This is a genomic window from Azospirillum sp. A23 (assembly GCF_042938965.1).
GTDB lineage: Bacteria > Pseudomonadota > Alphaproteobacteria > Azospirillales > Azospirillaceae > Azospirillum > Azospirillum melinis.
Genome location: NZ_CP170665.1, coordinates 1 through 24,182, shown reverse-complemented (window position 1 = coordinate 24,182; position 24,182 = coordinate 1). Strand labels below are relative to the sequence as shown.

The following is a 24,182-nucleotide window of genomic DNA, read 5'->3' as shown; positions in this document are numbered from 1 at the left end:
TGTCGGTTGGAATTATCGTGTTGGAACCATGGGGGCGGCGGCAAGCCGCCCTTCTTTTTTGAAAGCCGCCGCCTCAGCCGATGGGGTGGCGCGAATGCCTCGGTCCCCGCATCCGGGCGGGAGGAAGCCGGCACAAAGCAAGGTTTATGCCCATTATTCTATATAATGATTTCATGAATATATGGCAGGCCCCCTTAGCCCCGTCCGTCCGCCAACTCATCGATCCAGGCGAACTGGCGTGGCAGGCAGACGGTGTGCAGATCGTGGTTGGCGTGGATGAAGGCGCGGGCCTCGGCGCCCAGCCGGTCGCGCGCCGCCCGGTCCGCCAGCAGATCGGCCACGCTGTCGGCCAGTGCCCGATGGTCAAAGAAGTCCACCAGCCATCCCGTCCGGTCATGCTCGATGACCTCGCGAACCGGAGCGGTATCGCCGGCGACCACGGCGGCGCCCGCGCTCATCGCCTCCATCACGCTCCAGCTCAGCACGAAGGGGTAGGACAGGTAGACGTGGACGGAGGAAAGCTGGAGCAGCGGAACGAAATGGTCGTAGGGAATGTTGCCCAGGAAGAACACCCGTGACCAGTCGGCCTCCGGAATGGAGCCGCGCACCTCCTCGATGAAGACATCCCGCCAGCTTCCCGACGGCGGCGGCGCCCCATAGGTGACCCCGGCCCCGCCGACGATCAGCACATGGGCCCGGGGACGCCGGGCCAGCAGCCGCGGCAGGGCGCGCATGAAGCTGTGATACCCGCGATAGGGCTCCAGGGTCCGGTTGACGAAGGTCACGACCTCGTCCGTCCGCGTCAGCGTGAGCGTGCCGTTCAGGGTGGCGCAGGCGTCGGGGTTCGGGGCCACCGCCTCGGTGTCGATGCCGTCATGCACCACGGTGATGCGGTCGCGGAAGAGGCTGGGAAAGCCGTCGGCCTGCCAGCGGGTGGGAGACAGTCCGGCGTCGGCGGTCTCGAACTGCAGCAGGTTCGCGGCGTTCTTCAGGCGCAGGCGGCATGGATCGCCGGCATCGCGCACCGGGAATTCGGGATCGAAGCCGACATCCGCGCCCTCCGCCCGGTAATAATATTCGCAATAGATGCCCAGCCGGGCTTGCGGCCAGACGTCCTTCACGAACAGGCTGTCGCCCCAGGCGGGATGGGCGACGATCACGTCGGGAACATAGCCCTCCGCCGTCATCGTCAGCGCCCGTTGGAACAGGGCCTCGCCATGGATCGTGTTGATTTCGAAGTCAGCGGCCCAGGGATGGACGCCGAAAGCCGGTGCCCGTGACGGTGCGTAGGGAACCACGGTGACCCCACCCCAGCCGGGCGGCACCTCCATCGTCCGGCTCAGGGCATGGACCGTGTGCCCGCGCTGCACCAGGCTCGGCGCCAGGGCCTTGAACTGGCCGGGAAAGGCGGGGTGGATGAACAGGATCTTCATGGAGGGCGTCACGGTCCGGCGGAAGGGGCTGCGGAAGCGGGCGATCATGCCATGGCAGCACGGCGAAGCGCTGCCGGAATTTCCCGTTTTCGATGTGATGCGCTGGAAGTTCCGGCCTCTTACGCTTCAAGGCTTCTTTGGTTTCGCGCGATCCGATCCGGCTTGCTGAAGCGGCCCCGAGATCGCCGTCAAACCGGCGGGGGGCTGGCGGCGACCAGGGTCCGGCGCATATGGAGCGCGGTCAGGAAGCCGACCGCCGCCGCGGCTCCGCCCAGCAGGAAGATGCTGCCGTAACCGGCCCGGTCGGCGAGCAGTCCGGCCACCGGGCCGGTCAGGCCATAAGCCACGTCCTGGAAGGCGGCGAAGGCGCCGAGCGCCGTCGCCCGCAGATGCGGCTGCACCAGATGCACCACCTCCCGGCCCATGGCGGGAAAGACCAGGGAGCAGCCGAGCCCGGTCAGGAAGGCGCCGGCCAGGGCAAGCGTGGGGTCACCGGCGCTCCAGACCAGCAACTGGCCGACCGCCTCGACCGCCAGCGACCCCATCGCCACCGGCAGGCCGCCGATGCGGTCCGGCAGATGGCCGAAGGCGAAGCGGACAAGCACGAATCCGACCCCGAAGGCGGTTAGGCCGAGCCCGGCGAACGGCCAGGATTCATGGACGAAGTGCAGGGTGAAGAAGGCGCCGATGGCGGCAAAGCCGATGCCTTGCAGGCTGACGACGGCGCCGTGCAGCCAGATCCGGCCGAGCACGCTGCGGAAGGGCGGGCGCTTCGCGCCGGGATGGGCCGCGACCCCCGCCATCGGGCGGATCGCCAGCAGCCCCAGCGCCGGCAGCAGGGCGCCGACCGCCATGGTGCCGGCGAAGCCGATGCCGTCCAGCAGCAGGAGGCCCAGCGGCCCGCCCGCCGCGAAGGCGCCATACAGCGCCGCCCCGACCAGGGCCAGCACCTTGCCCGAGCGCTGCGGTCCGACGATGCCGATCCCCCAGGCGATCACGCCGACGCCGACGAGGCTCTCGCCCAGCCCGATCAGCAGGCGTCCCGCCACCAGCACGGCGAATGCCGTCCAGGGTCCGGCCCAAGGCAGGTGCGGCAGCAGGCCGGCGCCGAGCGAGACCAGCCCGCCGGCGATGTAGAGCGCCAGTCCGCGGGCGACCGCCGGCTTGGCGCCGCCGCCGTCCACGAAATTGCCGGCGAAGCTGCGGGTGAGGATGGTGGCGAGGAAGGCGCTGCCGACGCCCAGCCCGGCCCAGAAATTGCCCAGTCCCAGGGTCTGGGTCACGAACAGCGGCGTCACCGGAAGGGAGATGGCGACGCAGAGATAGGAGACGAACAGGATGGCGGCCAGGACGAACAGGCGGGCCTGGGACCGGTCCGGCGATGTGTCGTGCGAGGGATTTTGCGGCTGGCCGCGTGCCGGATCGTATGTCGGCTGGGGACGCATGGTGTGCTCCACACTGGTCCGCGGTCGACGCGCGTTCCGAACAAGCGAACGCACTCCGACCGCTGGGGATCGTTGAGTGCGTTGGTTGACGTTGAACGCTTACGGCCAGTGTGACTGACGACTGACAGACAGCTAACCGATCCGGCCAAACAGCACAACCCCGAAGACGATGGGGGTATGGCCGCGGCCAAGCGCCGCCGGCACAGCTTGGCCCAGCGGGTGTTTCAGCGGCTCTTGCGGTCGGGCTTCGCCGTGGAGGGCGCCATGGAGGGCAGCATCAGATCGATCACCAGACGGTGGCCGCGGTCCTTCTCGGGGGCCAGGGTGGAGACGGCGAGAAGCCGGACCGCTTCGCCCTTGGCGTCCCCCCTGCCATCCCCCTTGCCATCCCCCTTGCCGTCGCTTCCGCCATCCTCGTCGCTGAACAGCAGGCGGGTGCCGCTGCCGGTGCGCTCCGCCCGGTAGCCCAGCGCCGTCGCCGGCAGGCGGCCCGCCGCCGGGGCCTGCCACTGCGTACCGGGAAGCGTCATCTCCAGCCGGCCGTCGGGGCGGCGCACCGGCGTTTCGAAGCGCGGTTCCTGGTCGAAATCCATCACGACGCGCAGCCCGTCGCCGCCGTTGGCGGTGCGGATGCGCTCCACATGGCGGGGAGCCGCGGTGCTTGCCACGGTCTGGATCGGATTCGGGCGGGCGGGCGCGTCGGGGACCGGCTTGACGCCGGGGCGCAGGATTTCCACCGCCGGCTCCGTCCGCGGGGCGGGGGCGGCGTCCTGCGGTTCGGGCTTTGCCGCCGGCAGCGGGGCAGCCGGGACGGAGGCGGGAGACGGAGCCGGTTGGGCCGGAGTTTCCTGGTTGGGAGCAGCCTGGACGGGAGCCGGCTGGCTTGCGGCGGGCTGCGCCTCCGCCGGCTTCCTGACCTGCTCCACGAAGCCGCCGCGGCGGCCTTCCGCGCGGCCCTGCTGGACATAGTGGGCGTAGCCGCTGGAGAGCTGTCCGCTGCGGACGGCGGCGGCGACGTCGGGATTGGCGGCCAGATAGGCGCGTTCCCGCCAGCCGGTCGGCTGCGCCGTGGCGGTGTCCACGTCCGCGGGGCGGCGCCAGCTGGACAGCAGCGACGGCATCGACCCGTACAGGCCCAGCCCCTCCACCGCCAGCGACAGCCAGAAGGGCGTCAGCAGCAGGATCAGAAGGCGCAGGAGCTGGGGGATCGGCGACAAGGCGGCTTTTTCCGGCGTAGGGAAAACGGCGCCGGTCCCGCTGGCCCGGCTGTCCTGCATGCCTACTCCCAAGCACCGCACCGGGTCTAGAAAAAGCAGACTGGCGAGGTGGACCATAGGGGAAACCACGGAAGAGCGCCCGGTGGCCCTTCGGCTCCCTCCCTTCGAACACCAACGATGCGGGGTACCCCATCGTTCGGGTGGCCGCGCGGGGACCCGATGCTCACCTTCGGTTGGCCGCAGCCGTTCGGCGCCACCCCTTAGAGTTTCGGAACCGGGAAGCCTTCATGGAACAGATGCGAGACGGATCGCCGGCCGATCCGGTGCGGGACACCTCCTCCCCTCCCCCTGGCGCCCAAACAGGTCCAAGCCCCGGCCCCAATTCCGGCCCCAATCCTGGCCCCCGTCTCGATCCCGGCATCGCCGGGCTGGTGTCGGCGCTGCGCATCCTCGGCATTCCAGCCGACTATGACGGCGTGCGCCATGCCTGCGGCGGCGAATCCCCCGACCTGACCGGGCTGGTCCGCCAGGCCCACCGGCTGGGCGCCAAGGCCCGCGTGGTGAAGACCAAGTGGGAGCGGCTGGAGCGCACGCCGCTGCCGGCGCTGGTCCCCGGCCCCGACGGCGGATTCCTGGTGCTGGCCAAGGCCGGCGGCGACCGTGTGCTGGTGCATGACGCGGCGACCAACCAGACCCGCATCCTCGACCGTGAGGGCTTCGAGCCTTTGTGGACCGGCCGGCTGATCTGCCTCGGCCGCAAGGGCACGATGGGCATGGGCCAGCCGCGTTTCGACGCCCGCTGGTTCGGCGCGGTCGCCTGGAAATACCGTGGCATCCTGGGCGAGGTGCTGCTCGCCTCCTTCTTCATCCAGCTGTTCGCGCTGGTGACGCCGCTGTTCTTCCAGGTGGTGGTCGACAAAGTGGTGGTGCATCGCAGCCTGGGCACGCTCGACGTGCTGATGGCCGGCATGCTGGCCGTCATCCTGTTCGAGGCGGTGCTGGGGGGCCTGCGCACCTACACCTTCGCCCACACCGCCAACCGGCTGGACGTGGAGCTGGGGGCCAAGCTGTACCAGCGGCTGCTGTCGCTCCCCATGGGCTATTTCGCGTCGCGCCGGGTCGGCGACAGCGTCGCCCGCGTGCGCGAGCTGGAGACGATCCGCAACTTCATGACCAGCTCCACCATCACGCTGGTGCTGGACCTGCTGTTCACCGTGGTGTTCCTGGGCGTCATGCTGGTCTACAGCCCGATGCTGACGGCGATCGTCGCGGCCTCCTTCCCCGTCTATGTCGCCATCAGCTTGGTGGCGACGCCGATCCTGCGCCGCCGGCTGGACGAGAAGTTCGCCCGCGGCGCCGAGAACCACAGCTTCCTGGTCGAGACGGTGTCGAGCATCGAGACGGTCAAGGCGATGGCGGTCGAGCCGCGCATGCAGCGCCGCTGGGAGGACCAGCTGTCGGGCTATGTCCGGGCCGGCTTCCGCGCCGGCAACCTGAACAACGTCGCCAGCCAGTCGGTGCAGTTCGTCTCCAAGATCTCGACCATGCTGGTGCTGTGGCTGGGGGCGAAGCTGGTGATCGAGGGCAGTCTGACGGTGGGCGAGCTGGTGGCCTTCAACATGTTCGCCGGCCGCGTCGTCCAGCCGGTGCTGCGCATCGCCCAGCTGTGGCAGGACTTCCAGCAGGTGCGGCTGTCGATGCACCGCATCGGCGACATCCTGAACACGGCGCCCGAGCCGTTGCAGAGCGCCGGCCGCGCCGCCATGCCGGCGATCAAGGGCGACCTCAGCTTCGATCACGTCACCTTCCGCTACCGCCATGACGGGCCGGAGACGCTGAGCGACGTGTCGCTGCATGTCCCGGCGGGGCAGGTGGTCGGCATCGTCGGCACGTCCGGTTCGGGCAAGAGCACGCTGGCCAAGCTGCTCCAGCGCTTCCATGTGCCGGAGCGCGGGCGGGTGATGGTCGACGGCACCGACCTCTCCACCGCCGACGCGGTGTGGCTGCGCCGGCAGATCGGCGTGGTGCTGCAGGACAATGTCCTGTTCTCGGGCACCATCCGCGAGAACATCGCGCTGACCGACCCGACCATGGACATGGCCCGCGTCGTCGCCGCGGCGAAGCTGGCCGGAGCCCACGACTTCGTCGTCGAGCTGCCCGACGGCTACGACACGGTGGTGGGGGAGCGCGGCGCCAGCCTGTCGGGCGGGCAGCGGCAGCGCATCGCCATCGCCCGCGCGCTGGTCACCAACCCGCGCATCCTGATCTTCGACGAGGCGACCTCGGCCCTCGACCATGAATCCGAACGGATCATCCAGGCCAACATGCGCCGCATCTGCGCCGGCCGCACCGTGCTGATCATCGCCCACCGCCTGTCGACCGTCGCCATCGCCGACCGCATCGTCACGGTGGAGCGCGGCCGCATCGTCGAGGACGGCGCGCCCGACGAGCTTCTGCGCCGCGGCGGGCGGTACGCCACGCTGTTCCGCGGCCAGATGGGGCAGCTGCCGGGCAGCGCTCCGCCCACGGACGGGCTGATCGAACAGCGGGCTGCGGGCTAAGGGGGAATGAACGCCATGAGCAAGACGACCGCCGCGGTGAAGACCACCCCCGGTACTCCCACTCCTGCCACCCCTCCGGGCGTCAGGCCGCCGGCCAACGCGCCGGGCACCCCCGGTGGGCCGCGTCCACCGACCAAATTCCAGGGCCGGCCGCAGAAGCGGCGCCGCGACGAGATGGATTTCCTGCCCGACGCGCTGGAGATCCTGGAACGGCCGCCCTCTCCCACCGCGCGCACCTTCACCGCGGTCATCATGCTGGCCTTCACCGCGGCCTGCGCCTGGGCATGGTTCGGCCATGTCGACGTGGTGGCGGTGGCGCAGGGCCGGGTGGTGCCGAGCGGCCGGACCAAGACCATCCAGCCGATGCAGACCGGCGTCGTCCGCGCCATCGCCGTGGAGGACGGCCAGCTGGTCAAGGCCGGCCAGACCCTGATTGAACTCGACCCGACCGAGGCCGCCGCCGACCGCGACCGCATCCGCTCCGACCTGTCGGCGGCGAAGGCCGAGGCGGCGCGGCTGCGGGCGGCGCTGGAGGTGGTGAACGGCAACCCCGACGCCGAATTCGCCGCCCCGGCCGGTCTGTCGCCCGAACTGGCGCGGATGCAGGGCCAGCTTCTCGCCAGCCAGATCGCCGAGCAGCGCGCCAAGCTGGCCGCGCTCGACCGCGAGCAGGCCCGGCGCGAGGCCGACCGCGCCACCGTGGTGCAGACCATCGCCAAGCTGAACGCCACCCTGCCGCTGATCCGCGAGCGGGCGGAGGCGCTGTACGACCTGTCGAAGCGCGGCACCTCGTCCCGCTTCCAGTATCTCCAGCTCCAGCAGGATCTGGTCGGGCAGGAGCAGGAGCTTCTGGTCCAGAAGATCAAGCTGACGGAGGCCGACGCCTCCATCGCCGCCACCGCCGAGCAGCGCCGCCAGACCGAGGCCGAGTTCCGCCGCCAGCTCTACACCAACCTCGCCGAGGCCGAGCGCAAGGCCGCCTCGCTGGAGCAGGAGCTTGCCAAGGCCGAGCAGCAGGTCGACCTCCTGCGGCTGACCGCCCCGGTGGACGGCTATGTCCAGCAGCTGGCCGTCCACACGGTGGGCGGTGTCGTGACCACCGCCCAGCCGGTGATGGTTATCGTGCCGGAGGACAGCCGGCTGGAGGTCGAGGCGTTCATCCCCAACAAGGACATCGGCTTCGTCCAGACCGGTCAGGTTGCCGAGGTGAAGGTGGAGGCCTTTTCCTTCACCAAATACGGACTGATTCCCGGCCGCGTCGCCTCGCTGTCCAGCGACGCCGTGCAACAGCAGCAGCAGGCCGACAAGGGGACGGACAAGAGCGCGGCGAAGACGCCGGAGGCCGGGTCGGTCTATGCCGCCCGCATCGCGCTGGACCGCGACACGCTGGACGTCGACGGCAAGCAGACGCGGTTGCAGCCGGGCATGACGGTCAGCGCCGAGATCAAGACCGGCCGCCGCCGCATCGCCGACTACCTGCTCTCCCCCCTCTCGCGCAGCGCCCAGGAGGCCATGCACGAGCGGTAATCTCTCCTCCCGGAGGAGCAGCGCCCCCTCGGTGAGAGGAACGCTGCTCCTGTACGGGTCCCGTTACGCCGCCATCCCATGCGCCATGTCGTGCGCGTCGTGCCAAGCGTGCAGGCCATGGTCGGCATACTGGAAGGCCGGGAGCAGGTCCGGCGTCCAGCCGGCGACATCCGCCGTCTCGTGCGCGTCCGTCCCGTATGTGGCCGCATTGGCCGACACGGCGTGACCCAGCAGGTCGCTGGCCTGAAGCTCCGCCACCTGCGCCTGCGCGGGGGCCTGCACCCCGAACAGGCTCTTGTCGGCGGCGACCACCAGCGTGCCGTTCCACCACAGGCCGCTCTGACCCTTGACCACGTCGTGCCCGTCGAGCGCGCCCTTGTCGTAGGTCACCGCGGCATCGGTGGCGGCATAGCCGTGGCCATTGACGCTGACGCTGTTGACGAACAGGTTGCGGTCCTGGCCGCCGGCGAAGCCGTCATTGTCGTACTGGATCTGCACCTTGTGGGCGCTGTCGGCCGACACCGTGGCGGTGAAGGCGTAGTTCTTGGCCGCGGCGCCCACCGTGGCGCTGCCGACCGCATGGCCGTCGACCAGCAGGGTGAAGTGGGCGTTCACGCCGGCCGCCGCGGTGCCCTTGGCGTTGACCAGGATGGCGGCCGTGGTGGTGGCGGGGGCACCGGGGCCGGGGCCGGGGGTGGGGTCCGGCACCGTCGGCGTCGCCGTCGTACCATAGAGTTGGCCGATCTTCGCCAGCAGCGCCTGGGTGTTGAGGTCGGTGTAGCCGGTGCCGGCGACCGGCGTGCCGGTCTGCTTCGCCAGCGACAGGAACTCGTCCTGGGTCAGGGCGCTGCCGCGCAACGCGATGGCCTCCTGCTGGGCGAGCGCCACTGCGGCGGTCACCGAGGGTGCGGAGAAGGAGGAGCCGTTGGCCGTCACCGTCCGCCCGGCCAGATCGGTCAGCCGGATGTCGGTGCCGTCGGCGCACAGGTCGGTGATGCCCGGATTGCGCTGGGCCCAGCCCGGCATGGTGCCGTCGCCGCCTGATGCGCTGACGCAGATCGTGTTGTGGTCGGCGGCGAAATAGGACACGTCGGTCGCCGTCCCGTTCTGCCCGGCATTGCCGGCGGCGGCCGACACCAGCACCCGCTTGGCGGCGAGGCTCGCCAGCTCGTCCGACAGCAGGGTCGTCATCTCCGACGTGGCGGAGCCGCCGGCCAGCGACAGGTTGACGCCGACGACGTTGTAGTCGGACGCATGGGCGACCACCCATTGCAGAGCCTGCTCGATCGCCGCCCCCGACGCGGTGGAGGTGTTGTCCGGGATCACCTTCAGCGCGACGATGTTGAGGTCTGGCGCCTGCGACAGGATGCTGGAGGTCACCAGGGCGCCATGGGTGTCGGCGTTGGGGTTGCGGGCATCGGCGTCGTTGTTGGCGTAGTCGTGCTGATAGACGATGCGCGCGGCGGATTCCCAGGTCGGCGACCATCCGCTGTCGATGACGACGACCGTCTCGCCCCGGCCGGTATAGGTGCTGTTCGCCATGCTGTCGGTCCCGTCCTGCTGCCGTCGTCGATGAAGATGCGGGGCGGAGTATGCGGGCTGACGATGTGGCCTTCGGATGATAAGGACGGGGCGGATTTCGGGCGTGGTGCCCCTTATGCGACGGCGCATAGAGGGCGCATGGAGATCAGGTCAGGTCGTCCAACTCCACACGCAGGGCTTCGGCGATCCGCTTCAAGGCGTCCACCGAGCCATTCCGCGTGCCGGCTTCGATCTGCGAGACGTAGGACTGCTTGAGGCCGGCGGCTTCGGCGAGCTGCGTCTGCGTCAGGCCGCGGTGGTCGCGGAACACTTTCACTGGATGCTCTCCTCCTAGCAGCCGTTCCGCGACCTCGTCGGGAAAGGTTTCCGGAGAGGAATTCCGGTAGGCATCGTAAGCCTGGATCGCGGCGGCTTCGTCGGCGGCCTCCAGCAGGCGTTCATATTCGGCAATCGGCAGCACGGCGAAGGCGGCTTTGCCGTTGCCGTCGCGGATGATCTGCGCCGGACTAGTCATAAATGCCTCCTCTCGGTCCAACATCGATCACGATCAACACCAGAACCCCATCCTCGATGTCGTAGACGACCCGCCAGTCTCCGACGCGCAGCCGGTAGCCGTCGCGGCCCTTGAGCTTCTTCACGTTTCGGGCTGTCGCTGGGTCTGCCGCCACGTCCTGCACTTTTTGACGGATCAGATCCGCGACGTTGCGCGGCATCCGGCGCAAAGCCTTCAAGGCGGCTGCGGTGTATCTGATCGTGTGCATAGCAAAATTATTGCTCTTTGCAATGTACATTGCAATGGAAAGCCGGCAGAGATTGGCCCATGTCCTCAGGCATCCCACCTGTTGGGGACGATCAAGCAAGCTGGAGCTGTATGGTGCGAGGGGTTTGGATGAGGGTGCCGGTCCATTACCGCTGGGGTCTCGCCGCCCTGGCCTTCCTGCCATCTACGGCCTTCGCCGATTCTCCCGCCGCCCTTTCCGCCGGGGCTCCGGCGCTGGAGGTGCCGGTGCGCTGCCGGATCGGGGCGGACTGCTTCGTCCAGAATTACGTCGATGCCGATCCGGGGCCGGGGATGCGGGACTTCGCCTGCGGGCGGCTGACCTATGACGGCCACAAGGGGACCGATTTCCGGCTGCCCGATCTGGAGGCGATGCGGCGCGGGGTGGCGGTGGTGGCTGCCGCGCCCGGAACGGTGACGCGCGTGCGCGACGGGATGGACGACGTCAGCATTCGCCAGAGCGGCGGCGCGCCGGCCGGGCGCGAGGCCGGCAACGCGGTGGTGGTCGACCATGGCAATGGCTGGGAGACCCAGTACAGCCACCTGAAACGCGGCAGTATCGTGGTCAGGCCGGGCGACCGGGTGGAGGCAGGCACGCCGCTGGCCCAGGTCGGGCTGTCCGGCAACACCGAATTCCCCCATGTCGATTTCGGCATCCGCCATGACGGCCGCACCCTCGACCCCTATACCGGCAAGGAGGTCGGGACCGCGGAGGCGCCGGCCTGCAGCACCGATCAGGGCACCGCGCCGGTGCCGTCGGGCACGCTGTGGAGTGACGAGGCGCGCCGGACGCTCGCCTACCGGCCGAGCGCCGTGCTCGGCGCCGGTCTGGCACCCGAGGCACCGAAGGCGGAGGTGGCCCGGAATGGTGGTTATGGCGGCAGGCCGCTGCCGGCGGACACGCCGGTGCTGGGGGTGTGGACGGAACTGATGGGCGGACGCCAGGGCGACCGGGTGACGCTGGAGGTGACCGGCCCCGACGGCCGTCGCCTGTTCCGCAACGAGGGTGCGGTGCCGCGTCCGCTGGCCGTGCTGTTCTTCGGCGCGGAGGTGAAGAAGCCTGCCAGCGGCCCCTGGGCGACCGGCCCCTACCGGGTGACGGTGACGCTGCGCCATGGCGATGAAACGGTGTTGCGGGAGGAGCGGAGGGTCGATCTGCGCTGACCGGGTTGAGTGGAGTGCTGCCGAAACAACGCGAAGGATAGGGCAAGTGACAACTGCGGCGGCGCGACCATTTGTCACGAAATGAACACTGCGTTTTCGTACGAAAGGGTATCTCCGAAAGGATAGGACTACCTCCTTATTAAGTGTTTCTGCCGTGAGATTGCCCGGTATCGGCAAGGCAATCCGGCAATGACAGACACTCAGCAGGCTTTCTACGTCGCGACCAACGGCAACGATTCCTGGTCGGGGCGTTTGGCGGCACCCAACGCCGACGGCACCGACGGTCCCTTCGCCACGCTGGAACGCGCGCAGAGCGCGATGCGGGCGACCGGCATCCGCGACACCTATGTGCGCGGCGGCAGCTATGCCATGGCGCGCACGGTGACGCTGACCGCGGCCGACAACGGCGTGCGCATCATGGCCTTTCCGGGCGAGACGCCGGTGTTCAGCGGCGGCGAGCGGGTCGGCGGCTTCACCGCCATCGGCGGCGGGCTCTATGCCGCGGCGACCTCCGCGACCGGTCTCGATCTCTCCATCGGCGGGGTGCGGCAGAAGGTGGCGCAGACCGGCGACTGGAACGCCGGCGACGCCAAATCCGGTTGGTCGGTGCTGGAGGCGGCGGCCGGCGGCGCCAGCAGGACCAGCCTGCGCATCGGCGCCGGCGACGGGGCGATGGCGGCGGTGCTGGCCGCCGGGGTGCAGCCCGGCACCATGGTCCAGACCTTCGACACCGAGCGGCTGTCCGACAACATCCTTGGCGTCGCCTCCATCGATGCCGGCAGCCGGACCGTCAACTTCACGCAAGGAGCGAAATACGCCCTGCGCAGCGGCGGCACCTACCGCCTGCTGAACGACGACGCCTTCATCCGCGACGCCGGCGAATTCGCCTGGAGCGCCGAGACCGGCCGGCTGGTGGTGAAGCCGCAGGATCCCGGCGCCCTGCTGAGCCAGGGTGCCATGGTGGCGCGGCTGGGCACGCTGCTGTCGCTGAACGGAGCGAGCGGCGTCACCCTCCAGGGGCTGACCTTCGCCGACACCAGCTGGGACGGCTCGGCCCTGACGCTGACCAATGCGTCTGGCAACAGCATCGCCGGCAACCGCTTCGTCAATGTCGGCACCGGGATGACGCTGACCGGATCGTCGGCCAACGCCATCGAAGCCAACCGGATGGAGCATCTGGGGGCCGGCGGCATCAAGGTCACCTACGGCAGCAACGGCAACCGCATCAGCGCCAACAGCATGGACGGCATCGGCGAGGTGTTGAAGGACGTCGCCGGCATCCAGCTCTACGGCACCAGCGGCACGCTGATCTCTGGCAACGACATCCGCAACAGCGCGCGCTACGGCATCTCGATCAAGAACTGGGACGGCGCCACCGTCAACACCGACACGGTGGTGGAATACAACCGCCTCTACAACACGATGACCGAGACCGCCGACGGCGGCGCCATCGAGATGCTGGGCCGGTCCAACGTCGACACCCGCACGACCATCCGCGGCAACGACATCCGCAACGTCGGCGGGCTGGCGACCGACGGGTCGGGCTGGCTCGACCGCCAGAAGAGCTTCGGCATCTATCTGGACGACATGGCCAACGGCGTCACCGTCCAGGACAACTTCATCCAGAACACCGGCTGGGCCAGCGTCTTCATCCATGGCGGCGATTCCAACACCGTCACCAACAACTTCGCCACCCTGTCCAACCCGCGCGAACGCTTCATCCGGCTGGAGTGGGTGCCGAGCGCCGGCACCATCGGGCTGCTCAGCAACAACCGGGTGACCGGCAACGTCATCTCCTCGTCCACCGGAACCGACTATTGGGAGTTCTGGACCCCCGGCTCCTACACCGTCAGCGGCAACCTCGTACAGGGAATCCGCGGGCTGAACGGCGGCGACACGGTGTCGTCCGGGCTGTTCGCCAACCCGGCGGCCGGCGATTTCCGGCTGGGCAGCGGTGCCGCGTCAGCGCTGGGGATCCATGACCTGGATTGGGGGCGGATGGGCTTCGCGCCGCTGACGGTGCCGGGGATCCCCAGCCCCGGCACCGGTGGGGGATCGGGAAGCGGGACCGCTCCGGCGACCGGCACGGGCGGCGCCCCCGCGGCCGCGGCTGGGCTGGCCTTCTCGCCGCTGGCCTACATCGCCTCCTACGCCGACCTGTCGGGGGTCTTCGGCACCAACGCCGCCGCCGGTGCGGCGCATTACGCCGCCAGTGGCCGGGCTGAGGGGCGGACGGTGAGCTTCGACCCGCTGGCCTACATCGCCTCCTACGCCGACCTGTCGGGGGTCTTCGGCACCAACGGCGATGCCGCGGCGGCCCATTACATCGGCAGCGGCCGGGCTGAGGGGCGGAGCGTGAGTTTCGATCCGCTGGCCTACATCGCCTCCTACGGCGACCTGACGGCAGTGCTCGGCACCGACCGGACGGCGGCGGCGATGCATTACATCGGCAGCGGCCGGGCGGAGGGGCGGACGGTCAGCTTCAACCCGCTCTCCTATCTGGCGGCCAACCCCGACCTCGCCGCCGCCTTCGGCACCGACACAACCAGGGCCGATCTGCATTACCTGGGCAGCGGCAGGGCCGAGGGGCGGAGCACCGGCTTCAACGCCTCGGCCTATCTGGCGGCCAATGCCGACGTGGCGGCGGCCACTGGGGGCGACCTGACGGCGGCGATGCGGCACTACATCCTGAACGGCCGGCTGGAAGGCCGGGCGCTGAGCCCCGCTGCTCCGCCTGCCCGCGCCGCCGCGGCGCTGCCGCCGGACAGCGCCATGCTGGCCGCCGCCGGCATGGGGTGAGCATGAACGACATCATGGAAGCGGGGCGCCGTTCGGCTGCGGCGACCCTTACCTATGATTGCAGAAATTAATGTTCTGTTAGCCGTTGTAAGCGTTATCCTTCCTCGGATGTATCCTTTCGGGGGAGGGTGGCATGGTTGCGAAGATTGTGCAGGAGGGCGCCATGTCACCGCTCTCGTTGCTGACGAAGCTGAAATCGGTATCAGCTGCCGCGTCTCCTCCTGCCCCATCCTCCCCTCCTGCATCCCCCTCGACCGCGTCGCCGGTCCCTGCCGCGAAGAAGCCGGCGACCGATACGGTATCGCTGTCGGCACAGGCGGTTTCGAAGATGAGCGTGTCCGCCGCCGGGCCGGCCGAGCCGCCGGTGCAGCTGAAGATCGTGGGGGAGCTAAGCTTCACGGATCTGAGGGCAACGAGCGCGCGTATCGAGAAGGTCATGGAGTATCACTCGGCGCGAATGGACTTTACGCGTGACACCATCAAATCGCTGTGCGGCCAGTTCGGTTTTGACCCGGACGGCAACGGCGGCAATCTCATGCTGTCCGGCGAGATCGGCAAGGTCGCCGAGCGGCAGATGGAGTCGAGAGGGCGCGCCATGCCGGAGAAGTCCCAGGAGGTAAAGGACTGGGAGGCCGAGCGTCAGTCGCAAGCGTCGGTACCGCCGGAAGGTTGGGACAAATCCTCCCTGATCACGCTGTTCCTTCCGGGATCCCAGGGAACCGACGACAAGCAGGTGGAGATCTGGCTGGACAACCGGGCCTTCGAGAAGCTGGGGAAGATGTCGGCCGACGAGGTCAAGGCCGGTCTGGTCGACATGCTGAACGGCCCCGATGCCGCGGCATCCCAGGTGGCGGTGGACGACGGCGCGTTTGGCGCGGCGATGCGGACGGACAGCCGGTACCACCCAGAATACCAGCAATCCAAGGCTCGGCTCGGCTTCTTCGATCCCCAGCAGGGGACGAGCGCCCAGCCCTGGCTGATGATCCAGTCGAGAAGCGAACGTAAGCGCTACGAGCGCACCCTTCTTCCCGAAGCGTCATCCGTAGCCGAGATTGCGCGCGGGTTCACGGGAGACGGAGGGCACGATGGGAGAAGGCGTCAGGCTTCATCCCAGACTTGAAGCCATGGATGAAGGCAGGCCATATCGGCGGATTGAGGTGATCACGGGGCGGCGGCAGCGGCGCTCGTATACGGCGGAGGAGAAGGCGCGCATCGTGGCTGAGAGCGCGGCGCCGGATGCCAACATCTCCGAGGTGGCGCGGCGCAACGGGGTGAACCGCGGTCTGCTCACGGTCTGGCGTCGGGAGGCGGGCATCGTCCCGCAAGCGGCTCCGGTGGAGACGCCGCTGTTCGTCCCTGTCACAGTTGCCGAGGAGCCCCCTCCTCATTCAGAAGATCGACGTCCGACAGCCCGGGAGACGGTGCCGGGCCGGATCGAGATGGACTTGCGAAGCGGACGGCTCGTGTTCCACGGCGCGGTTGATCCCGGCCTTGCGGCGGCGGTTGTTGCAGCGGCGCGGGGGCGGGGATGATTCCTCTGCGCCCCGACCTCAAGGTCGTGGTGGCGACGCAGCCGGTCGATTTCCGCAAGGGCGTTCACGGCCTGGTCGCCCTGGTGGCCGAGGCGCTGAAGGCCGATCCCTATTGTGGTGACGTCTTCGTCTTCCGTTCCAAGCGCAAGGATCGGCTCAAGCTCCTGGTCTGGGACGGCACCGGGGTTATTCTCGCAACAAAGTGGCTGGAGGATGGGGGATTTTCCTGGCCTCCGATCCGGGACGGCATGGTCCGTCTGAGTGCTGTTCAGTTCACGCTGCTGCTCGATGGATTGGAGTGGTGCACAGCCTCGCCACCGTCGATCAAAACGCCTCGCTGGATGGGCTGAAAGCATTGAAACGCCTGGGTTCTGCCGCTTCTCTGCGGTATACTCCAGACCATGGTCCAGCCTCCCAACCCGCTCCCCACAGACCCTGCCGAACTGGTCCGGATCATCCGCGATCTACAGGCCAGGAACGCGGCGTTGCAGGCGCGGGTGGAGACGCTGACGGCGCTGATTTTCGGGGCAAAATCGGAAAAGGCGTCGGTGATCGACCCTGAACAAGGTCTCCTTGACCTCGGCGACCTCACCGTTGAGCCCGCTCCTGTTGCCAACGACAATGCAGACCGGACAGCCGGAAAGGCGAAACAGCAGCCTCGCAGCCCAGCGACCCGCAATGTCGGAGCACTGCCCCGGCATCTGCCGCGGGTGGAAACAACCATCGAGCCAGACAACACCGCGTGCCCATGCTGTGCGGGGGCGATGCACCGGATCGGTGAGGACGTCGCCGAAGCGCTGGATGTGATCCCGGCCATTGTGCGCGTTCTGCGCACCGTCCGGCCGAAGTATGCTTGCCGGTGCTGCACCGGCACCGTGGTCCAGGCCACGGCCAAACCGCGGGTGGTCGACGGCGGCATGGCGACCACCGCGCTGGTCGCCCACGTCGTGGTGGCGAAGTTTGCTTGGCACCTGCCGCTGTACCGACAGGCGCAGATGTTTGCCGGCCAAGGCATCGTGTTGGACCGGAGCACGCTTGTGTTCTGGGTTCGCCGAGCCGCCTGGTGGCTGAGGCCGCTGTATGATCGGCTGCTACTCTACATCCGCTCTCAGCAGCGGGTGTACTGTGACGAGACGCCGCTCCCCCGGCTCGATCCGGGACGCGGGCGGACCAAGGTCTGCCAGTTGTGGGCTCAGGCGGTGGACGACCGTCCCTGGCAAGGCCCCGCCATGCCGGCGGTTGGCTACGTCTACGCCGAGGGGCGGGATACGGCCGCTGTTCAGGAGCAGTTGGCGGGCTTTGATGGCATTCTCCAGGTCGACGGCTACGCCGCCTACAAGGCGCTGGTCCGCCGCCGTAAGCGAGCTGGTATCCGCCTCGTCTTCTGCCTGGCGCATGCACGTCGCAAGTTCGTGGCGGTGTTCAAGACCACCAAATCGGACGTGGCGCGTGACGTGATCGCCCGCATCGGCGCGGTCTATGCCATCGAGGAGCGTATCCGCGGCACCGCAGCGGACACCCGCCGGCTGGTTCGGCAGGCCGAAGCCCGGCCGATCATGGCGGCGCTGAAGGCCCGGCTGATGGAGGTGCGGAGCGAAATCTCCGGCCAGTCGAGCTTGGCCAAGGCGATCGCCTACACGCTGGGCCACTGGGATGGGCTGATCGCCTTCCTCGACGATGGTCGCATCGATGTCGATACGAATGCCGTGGAACGCACCATGCGCCCGATCGGATTGAGCCGGAAGAACGCATTATTCGCCGGCTCGGCAGCGGGTGGCCGGGATTGGGCGATCCTGGCCTCTCTGATCAACAGCGCAAAGTTGATGGGCCTCGACCCGTTCACCTACCTTGCCGACGCGCTGGAGCGCATCGTATCCGGCGCGGTGAAGGTCAACGACCTCGACCGCCTGCTGCCCTGGGCGTGGAAGGCGGAGCGGGAAACCGCGCTCGCTGTCGAGGTCCGGGCGGCATGAGCAAGTCTGGCGCAAACGCCACCACGATGGCGGCCAAACCGATGCTGAGTGCTGACGAACTTGAAGCCTATCTGCGGGCTCGCGGCCGGGCGGCTCCGGTGTCGTGCCTTGACGGGCTCGACGGCTACCTGACCGCTGTTCTGATCGGGCCGAAGTTCATCGATCCTCAGCTTTGGCTCGGCCAACTTCTGGGCGAGCGCGCCTTGCTCGCCACGGAGGAGACCCGGGAGTACCTGGCCATCCAGGCTGTGGCGCATCACCACAACCGCCTATCGGAGACGATGGCGCAGTTTCCGTATCTGTACCGGCCGCAGTTGCCAACACACCATGCCGGGGGCTTGGACCCGATCTTCTGGTCCCTCGGCTTCCTGATGGCAACCCGGCTAGCGCCGCGCGCCTGGAAGAGCATGGCCAACCCAGACAAACCAGAGCACGCCACGTTCCAGGCCCTGCATCCTCTTCTGATCAGCACAGCACCCATCGCCGACGCCGACGTCCCCGCCCTCGCTAAGGCCATCCTCGACCTGCGCGAACACTTCAAGGCCCGCCGCAACAGATCCATGCGGTAATCGCGGCGGATCGTTAAAGGGTGCGCTCGCAACGCTTACGAAGCGAACCGGGCTATGTCCAGGAGAATGCCGGCAAGCTGGTCGATACTGTCATGTCGATCCTCAAGGAAGGGGCGGCCGGGCGCACGGCCGGCTGACGCCGTCTCCCGCCTGCCCCTCTCTCCCGCCTGACCGGGTGACAAGCCGGGCATGAGCCGTTACAACGGCCCGTTCGGCGCCGCTGTCCCGCGGCACCCGGATTTCCATGCGGGGATGATGGCCCAGGCTCTTCTCGACACCCCCTTCGCCCAATCGGCGAAGCCCGGTTCCGGCTCTGCCCCCGGTCCGGCCCAGCCCAGCCCAGGCCTGCCCAATCCGGGGAAGCCAGCCGGACGGCGGTGGCCGGTGCTGGTCAAGCTGGCGGTGACGGTCGCGGTGCTGGGAGCGCTCGCCGCCGGGGCCGATTGGACCGGCATCGCCGCGCGCCTGTCGGCCGCCGATCCCCTGCTGTTCGCCGCCGGATTCGCCGTGAAGGCGATGACCCTGCCTTTCGCCTCGCAGCGGTGGCGGTCGGTCGGCCGCGCCGCCGGATTCTCGCTGACCCGCTGGACCGCCTTCCGCCTGCAGATGGCCAGCGGCTTCCTCGGCCAGATCCTGCCGGGGTCGGTCGGGGCCGACCTGCTGCGCGGCTGGTTCACCTGGAGGCTCGGCCATCCCGCCGGTCCGGTGATGCTGGCCCTGCTGGTCGACCGGCTGATGGCTCTGCTGGGGGTGGTGCTGATCGGGCTGGTCGGGCTGCCGCATCTGGCCGCGGTGGCGCCGCCCGCCGTCGCCGCCACCGTGCTGGCCGGGGCGCTGGTCCTGGCCGTCGCCATGGGGTTGTTGCTGCTGGCCGGGCGCATCCCGCGCGACCGGCTGCCGGTTCCCAAGCGCCTGCGCGACGGAGCGCTGGGGCGGACGGTGTGGACCGCCGTGGCGCAGTTGCGCGCCATGGGCGGCAACCCGGCCGCCTGGGCGGCGCTGGGCCACAGCATCGGCGTCCACCTCGCCACCATCGGCGCCACCATCCTGTTCGCCCGTTCCGTCGGGCTGCCGGTCGGCTGGCTCGACGGGCTGGCCATCGTGCCGGCCGCCATCGTCGCCGCGGCCTTGCCCGTCTCGCTCGGCGGCTGGGGCGTGCGCGAGGGCGCGATGGTCGCCGGTTTCGCGCTGCTCGGTTTCAATGCCGACGCGGCCCTTCTGGTCTCGCTGCTGATCGGACTGTCGATTGCCGTCCTGTCGCTGCCCGGCGGCGTCTTCTGGCTGCTGCTGCGCAACGAGACCGCCGTCCAGACAACTGCCCAGACACCGGCCCAGACGGCCGACCAGACGTCCCTTCAGACCGCTCCCGGCGGGGCTGAGGCCTTTCCCACGGATTTTTCGCGATGACCGACCAGCCGACCTCGACGCTTTCCCAGCCCGTCACCGTGACTGCCGCCGCGGATGGCGCCCTCATGCCGGACACCGCTGCCGGGACGCGCGGCCTCTCCCCGCGCCAGCAGCGCATCCGTTCGCTGTTCGACGCCATGGCCCCCCTGCGCGACCGCTGGGCCGAGCGCAACCGCGCCTTCCATGACGCCGACCGCGCCTATCTGCGCTTCCTGATTCCGGAAGGGGCTACGGTGCTGGAGATCGGTTGCGGCGTCGGCGACACGCTGGCAGCGCTGAAGCCGGCGCGCGGCGTCGGCATCGACCTCAGCCCGGCGACCATCGCCGAGGCCAAGGGCCGCCATCCGCAGCTGGAGCTGATCGCCGCCGACGCCGAGGATCCGGCGACCATCGACAGCATCGAGGGCCCGTTCAGCCACATCCTGCTGTCGGGCACCATCGGCTTCCTGGACGACATCGAGGAGACGCTGCGCCTGCTGCGCCGGGTCGCCGATCCGAAGACCCGCATCATCGTCAGTTACCATTCGCGCGTCTGGGAGCCGATCCTGTGGGCGGCGGAGAATCTCGGGATGCGCATGCCGCAGGGCAAGCAGAACTGGCTGTCGACCAGCGACATCGTCAACCTGCTGGATCTGGCCGGCTGGGAGCCGGTGCGCCGCGAATGGCGCCAGCTGATCCCGAAGCGGCTGTTCGGTCTGGGCACGCTGGTCAACCGCTACATCGCCCCCCTGCCCGGCATCCGCCGGCTGTGCGTGCGCAACTATGTCGTCGCCCGGCCGCAGCCCACCGTCGAGGCGGTGACGGTCGACGGCAAGCCGGCCTCGGTCACCGTGCTGATCCCCTGCCGCAACGAGCGCGGCAACATCGAGAACGCCATCCGCCGGCTGCCCCGCTTCGCTCCCGACGTCGAGGTGATCTATGTCGAGGGCAACAGCCAGGACAATACCTACGAGGAGTGCCTGCGCGTCCGCGACGCCTATCCCGACTGGGACATCAAGGTCATGAAGCAGCCCGGCAAGGGCAAGGGCGACGCGGTGCGCGCCGGCTTCAATGTGGCGCGCGGCGACATCCTGATCATCCTCGACGCCGACCTGACGGTGCCGCCTGAGACGATGGGAAAATTCTATCAGGCCATGGTGTCGGGGCGCGGCGAGTTCGTGAACGGCACGCGGCTGGTCTACCCGATGGCGCCGGAGGCGATGCGCTTCCTGAACTTCCTGGCCAACCGGGCCTTCGCGCGCATCTTCTCCTTCCTGCTGAATCAGCGCTTCACCGACACGCTGTGCGGCACCAAGGTGCTGTGGCGCAAGGATTACGAGACCATCGTCGCCAACCGCCATTACTTCGGCGATTTCGACCCGTTCGGCGATTTCGACCTGATCTTCGGTGCCGCCAAGCAGAACCTGAAGATCGTCGAGGTGCCGGTGCGCTACGCCGACCGCAGCTATGGCGAAACCCAGATCTCCCGCTTCACCCACGGCTGGCTGCTCGCCCGCATGGTGGTGTTCGCCTGGAAGAAGCTGAAGGCTTTCTGAGCCCTCACACCGGTTCGGCGGCGGCGAGGGGCAGGAAGGCCTGATAGCCGTCGCGCTGTTCGGTCAGGTTCAGCAGCAGGTCGGTCAGGCTGTCGCGGGCGAAAATGTCGGTGGTCGAAGCCAGCCGGCGGCGGACGACTGCGATGAACTCCTCCAGCACGTCCAGGTGCAAGGTGGCGGAGGCGAGGACGTCCTGGGCAATCGGAGCGGCGATCGGGGCGGTCATGATGGCGGTCTTTCGCGGAAGGGAGAGGGCGGCGGCAGGAGCGGCAGGAGCGGCCGGATCAGGCGGCGAGCGCGGTGATGGCGGGTTCGGCGGCGGCCAGGACGGAGCGGTAGGTCTCGCGCTGCTCGGTCAGGCCGGCGAGCAGGTCGGTCAGGCTGTCGCGGGTGAAATCGCTGGTGCTGCCGTCCAGCTTCGATTGGGTGATCGCGATGAACTCATCGACCATATCCAGGTGCAGGGAAGCAGAAGCGAAGATGCTGGCGGCGCATTCGATCTTGGACATGGTGGCGATCCCTGTATTCGAGGTGGAGGCTATTGCCCGTTCTGATGAGCTTATTGAGCCATCCCGCCAGTTAACGAGGTGTTAAGATCACCGATTGGTCCTAGGTCGATTGGTGATTACCTCTTCCAAGAAAAACGCCACTGCACGATTTGGCGGTAGTGTTACTTCTTTCGATGCGGGCATGAAAAAACGCGGCCGGTTGCCCGGCCGCGCTCTTCCCTGTCCGTCCAGCCCCCGAAGGGACCCTGTCGGGCCGTGTTTCTCAGACCGCCTGCGGCAGCCCGTGGATGTAGCCCACGCCGCCGCTGCGGCGGTTGCGGTAGGCGTCGTCGATCAGGCTGGCGACGCTGTCCTTGACCTTGTCGTGCAGGCCCTTCTCCCAGTCGCCGGGGTGCTGGAAGTTGCTCATGATATAGGAGAAGCCGTTGACGTCGTCGACCGCCTGCAGGCCGGTCGACTCTGCACCTGCCGGGCAGGACAGCAGGCGGGCCAGCTGCCTGGTGTCGGCGTTGTAGGCCCACAGGAAATTGTTGACGTGGTTGCCGCTGTCCTCGCCGATGAACAGGGTGCGCAGCTTTTCGGAGAATTTCAGGTTGTCCGGGTTGGCGATCCGGTCGGCGTCGGCGGTGTTACCCAGCGCGTCCGGGTTGGCGAGGTCGCGGCCGACCAGGGCGGGGACCGGGCTGAAATGCACCGGGACCCACTCGCTGGCGATGGCGGCGCCGGCCGTGTCGGTCTGGCCGGCCTTCATCGGCAGCTGGTAGACGGCGCCGGCGTTGATGGCGTCGACCTTGATGCCGCTCTTGCCGTCGCTCATCGACTTGTAGATGTAGGACACCGCCATGTAGGCGGTCTTGTCCTTGGCGTTGACGGTCACGCCTTCCAGCTTGGTGAGCGCCAGCGTGGCGCCGACGGTGGGGGCGTAGCGGTGGGTCTCCAGGAAGGCGGCGGCCTTCTCCATGCCCGGCTTGAACTTGACCCACTGGGTCTTGCCGCTGAAGGGGATGAGGGTGAAGGACGGGTCCTTCGGATCCTCCTTCTTCACCTCGACGATGTCGGCGGCCTTCAGGCTGTCGGCCAGCTTCTCGATCTCGGCGCTGGTGGCGTGGCCCAGCTTGACCCACTTCAGGCCGAAGGCGCCGCCCTTGTCGAGGTCCTTGCCGGCTTCCTGCTCCATCTTCGCGGCATAGAGGGTGCCGGCGGAGAGGTCCTTGGCCTTGTCGGCGATGAACATGAACAGGCCGCCGTTGGTGGCGTCGTCACCCATCAGCACGGTGCGCTCGTCCGGCATCACCTGCACCAGCTCGTGCGAGATGCGGCCCAGGCAATAGTGCTTCCTGATGCTGCCGGTGCCGTCGGCGTTCACCGTCACTTCCGGCAGGTGGCCGTAGTGGTACGGGTTGGCCTTGGTCTCGTCGCCGAACAGGTTCTTGCTGTAGGCGCGGAACTGGTCGTCGAGCGCCGCCGCGTCCGGCTCGTACTCCTCGCTCGACAGGTGGGTGTTCCAGGGCGACAGGCTGGCGCCGCAGGTGATCCACAGGCCGTGCACGCCGCTGGTGTCGACATTGTGGTACTGCACCAGCTTGAGCGCGCCGGTCTCCTTGTTCTGGTCCAGCGTCAGGACGGCGATCGGCGACGGCAGCTTGCCGTACATCGAGGCGTCCTTGGAATCGCGGGTGGTGTATTCGAACTGGACGACGGCAAACAGCGTGTTGCCGGTGACGCCGGCCACCTTGGCGCCGGGGACCGGGGCCAGCAGGTTGCAGCCGTCCGGGCAGTCGGAGAAGAACTGCGCCGGGGTCGCCAGCGAGGCGTCCACGATCGGCTTGCCGTTGATGTCGACATAGCCGCCGGCCAGGATCGTGCCGCCCTTGCCGTCCGGAACCATGTCGCCGGTGATGAACAGCGGCTGGTAGCCGAGCGCGAAGCTCTGCTTGGAGCCGTCGGCCCAGGTCACGACCATGCTGGACTCGACCGTGGTCTTCGCCTGCGCCGCGGCGGCGGTGGGGGCGGCCATGCCGACGAACTCGACGGCGACCGGCGCGCCCTTGGCGGCGGCGGCCTCGGCGCCCGAGGCGAACAGCAGCTCGCCGGCGCCGATGCCGGCGACCGGCAGCAGCGGCAGTCCGGCGAGGGCGCGGAGCACCGAACGGCGCGACGTTTCAGGCAGATGGACGGACAAATCGGTCAT

21 protein-coding genes are annotated in these 24,182 nt (G+C 68.5%); 12 read left to right on the top strand and 9 right to left on the bottom strand.

Going from position 1 to position 24,182, the window contains the following annotated elements:
* Positions 1-194: 194 nt before the first annotated feature.
* Positions 195-1,433 (bottom strand): glycosyltransferase, encoded by a 1,239-nt coding sequence (locus tag ABNQ40_RS08260; RefSeq protein WP_109047094.1) that lies wholly within the window; start codon positions 1,431-1,433, stop codon positions 195-197.
* On the opposite strand from ABNQ40_RS08260, the gene ABNQ40_RS08255 reads away from it, so the two are divergent.
* Positions 1,417-1,602 (top strand): hypothetical protein, encoded by a 186-nt coding sequence (locus ABNQ40_RS08255; RefSeq protein WP_146255364.1) that lies wholly within the window; start codon positions 1,417-1,419, stop codon positions 1,600-1,602. The genes ABNQ40_RS08260 and ABNQ40_RS08255 overlap by 17 nt on opposite strands.
* Positions 1,603-1,621: 19 nt before the next feature.
* On the opposite strand, the gene ABNQ40_RS08250 is transcribed toward ABNQ40_RS08255, so the two are convergent.
* On the bottom strand, positions 1,622-2,878 hold the full coding sequence (locus ABNQ40_RS08250; RefSeq protein WP_109047057.1) for an MFS transporter: 1,257 nt from the start codon (positions 2,876-2,878) through the stop codon (positions 1,622-1,624).
* Between the two features lie 224 nt (positions 2,879-3,102).
* Positions 3,103-4,155, bottom strand: a complete 1,053-nt coding sequence (locus tag ABNQ40_RS08245) for a hypothetical protein (RefSeq protein WP_391346206.1) — start codon at positions 4,153-4,155, stop codon at positions 3,103-3,105.
* A 227-nt stretch (positions 4,156-4,382) separates the two neighbouring features.
* On the opposite strand from ABNQ40_RS08245, the gene ABNQ40_RS08240 reads away from it, so the two are divergent.
* Complete coding sequence (locus ABNQ40_RS08240; RefSeq protein WP_247879445.1) at positions 4,383-6,656, top strand: type I secretion system permease/ATPase; 2,274 nt, start codon at positions 4,383-4,385, stop codon at positions 6,654-6,656.
* A 15-nt stretch (positions 6,657-6,671) separates the two neighbouring features.
* A complete protein-coding gene (locus ABNQ40_RS08235; protein WP_109047097.1) occupies positions 6,672-8,183 on the top strand; it encodes an HlyD family type I secretion periplasmic adaptor subunit in 1,512 nt (503 codons plus the stop codon).
* Between the two features lie 63 nt (positions 8,184-8,246).
* On the opposite strand, the gene ABNQ40_RS08230 is transcribed toward ABNQ40_RS08235, so the two are convergent.
* From ABNQ40_RS08230 to ABNQ40_RS08220, 3 genes are all read right to left on the bottom strand, one after another.
* Positions 8,247-9,725, bottom strand: coding sequence for a carbohydrate-binding domain-containing protein (locus ABNQ40_RS08230; RefSeq protein ID WP_348982883.1), 1,479 nt, complete (start codon positions 9,723-9,725; stop codon positions 8,247-8,249).
* Positions 9,726-9,870: 145 nt separating this feature from the next.
* Positions 9,871-10,239, bottom strand: coding sequence for a helix-turn-helix domain-containing protein (locus ABNQ40_RS08225; RefSeq protein ID WP_109047058.1), 369 nt, complete (start codon positions 10,237-10,239; stop codon positions 9,871-9,873).
* Entirely contained in the window at positions 10,232-10,516 is a 285-nt protein-coding gene (locus ABNQ40_RS08220) for a type II toxin-antitoxin system RelE/ParE family toxin (RefSeq protein WP_247879446.1), read from the bottom strand. Before ABNQ40_RS08220 ends, ABNQ40_RS08225 begins: the two co-directional genes overlap by 8 nt.
* Before the next feature lie 98 nt (positions 10,517-10,614).
* On the opposite strand from ABNQ40_RS08220, the gene ABNQ40_RS08215 reads away from it, so the two are divergent.
* From ABNQ40_RS08215 to ABNQ40_RS08175, 9 genes are all read left to right on the top strand, one after another.
* Positions 10,615-11,667, top strand: coding sequence for a M23 family metallopeptidase (locus ABNQ40_RS08215; protein WP_109047060.1), 1,053 nt, complete (start codon positions 10,615-10,617; stop codon positions 11,665-11,667).
* Positions 11,668-11,856: 189 nt separating this feature from the next.
* On the top strand, positions 11,857-14,466 hold the full coding sequence (locus ABNQ40_RS08210; RefSeq protein ID WP_391346198.1) for a right-handed parallel beta-helix repeat-containing protein: 2,610 nt from the start codon (positions 11,857-11,859) through the stop codon (positions 14,464-14,466).
* A gap of 133 nt (positions 14,467-14,599) precedes the next feature.
* Positions 14,600-15,586, top strand: coding sequence for a hypothetical protein (locus ABNQ40_RS08205; protein ID WP_391346196.1), 987 nt, complete (start codon positions 14,600-14,602; stop codon positions 15,584-15,586).
* Positions 15,552-15,998, top strand: coding sequence for an IS66-like element accessory protein TnpA (gene tnpA / locus ABNQ40_RS08200; protein WP_391346194.1), 447 nt, complete (start codon positions 15,552-15,554; stop codon positions 15,996-15,998). The genes ABNQ40_RS08205 and tnpA overlap by 35 nt, the downstream gene beginning before the upstream one ends.
* A complete protein-coding gene (gene tnpB, locus ABNQ40_RS08195) occupies positions 15,995-16,348 on the top strand; it encodes an IS66 family insertion sequence element accessory protein TnpB (RefSeq protein WP_391346191.1) in 354 nt (117 codons plus the stop codon). The genes tnpA and tnpB overlap by 4 nt, the downstream gene beginning before the upstream one ends.
* A 51-nt stretch (positions 16,349-16,399) precedes the next feature.
* A complete protein-coding gene (gene tnpC / locus ABNQ40_RS08190) occupies positions 16,400-17,971 on the top strand; it encodes an IS66 family transposase (RefSeq protein WP_391346188.1) in 1,572 nt (523 codons plus the stop codon).
* Positions 17,968-18,540 carry a YecA family protein gene (locus ABNQ40_RS08185; protein WP_391346185.1) on the top strand — a complete coding sequence of 191 codons (573 nt, stop codon included), beginning with the start codon at positions 17,968-17,970 and terminating at the stop codon, positions 18,538-18,540. The genes tnpC and ABNQ40_RS08185 overlap by 4 nt, the downstream gene beginning before the upstream one ends.
* Before the next feature lie 189 nt (positions 18,541-18,729).
* Positions 18,730-19,947: a lysylphosphatidylglycerol synthase transmembrane domain-containing protein gene (locus ABNQ40_RS08180; protein WP_247879447.1), complete on the top strand. Its 1,218-nt coding sequence runs from the start codon at positions 18,730-18,732 to the stop codon at positions 19,945-19,947.
* Positions 19,944-21,482, top strand: coding sequence for a glycosyltransferase (locus tag ABNQ40_RS08175; RefSeq protein ID WP_391346181.1), 1,539 nt, complete (start codon positions 19,944-19,946; stop codon positions 21,480-21,482). The genes ABNQ40_RS08180 and ABNQ40_RS08175 overlap by 4 nt, the downstream gene beginning before the upstream one ends.
* Positions 21,483-21,486: 4 nt before the next feature.
* On the opposite strand, the gene ABNQ40_RS08170 is transcribed toward ABNQ40_RS08175, so the two are convergent.
* The 3 genes from ABNQ40_RS08170 to ABNQ40_RS08160 form a co-directional block, all read right to left on the bottom strand.
* Positions 21,487-21,708, bottom strand: coding sequence for a hypothetical protein (locus ABNQ40_RS08170; protein ID WP_109047064.1), 222 nt, complete (start codon positions 21,706-21,708; stop codon positions 21,487-21,489).
* Between the two features lie 58 nt (positions 21,709-21,766).
* The gene (locus ABNQ40_RS08165) at positions 21,767-21,991 is read right to left on the bottom strand and encodes a hypothetical protein (RefSeq protein ID WP_391346180.1); all 225 of its coding nucleotides are present in this window, start codon (positions 21,989-21,991) and stop codon (positions 21,767-21,769) included.
* Positions 21,992-22,253: 262 nt separating this feature from the next.
* Complete coding sequence (locus ABNQ40_RS08160; RefSeq protein WP_391346177.1) at positions 22,254-24,182, bottom strand: PhoX family protein; 1,929 nt, start codon at positions 24,180-24,182, stop codon at positions 22,254-22,256.